The 427-nt window shown below is 70.3% G+C and carries 1 protein-coding gene; it reads left to right on the forward strand.

Annotated features, from left to right (window positions below):
* The coding region (locus tag EN738_RS35040) for an amidase family protein (protein WP_245494862.1) at positions 1 to 427 on the forward strand (427 nt) is incomplete at both ends.

A 427-nucleotide genomic window follows, 5' to 3' on the forward strand; every position in this document is an offset into this window, starting at 1 on the left:
GGCCGCGCTGAAGCCCCATACAACAAGAACCATCTCCCCGCCGCATTCGGCTCAGGCTCCTCTAACGGCTCCGGCACCGCCACGGCTGCCAGCTTCGCCGCTTTCGGCCTCGGCGAGGAAACCTGGTCGTCCGGTCGCGCGCCGGCCTCCAACAACGCGCTGGTCGCCTACACGCCGTCGCGCGGCGTCATCTCCGTCAGGGGCAACTGGCCGCTGGTGCCGACCATGGACGTGGTGGTGCCGCACACACGCTCCGTCGCCGACATGCTGGAACTGCTCGACGTGATCGTCGCCGACGATGCCGAGGCGAGGGGAGATTTCTGGCGGCTGCAGCCCTGGGTGCCGATTCCGAAAGCCTCGGCGCTGAGGCCGGCGAGCTACGCCGGGCTTCCCCTGGCGGGCGCGCTCAAGGGCAAGCGGCTCGGCG

Origin of the sequence: Mesorhizobium sp. M4B.F.Ca.ET.017.02.2.1 (genome assembly GCF_003998955.1) — a bacterium.
Classification (GTDB): domain Bacteria; phylum Pseudomonadota; class Alphaproteobacteria; order Rhizobiales; family Rhizobiaceae; genus Mesorhizobium; species Mesorhizobium abyssinicae.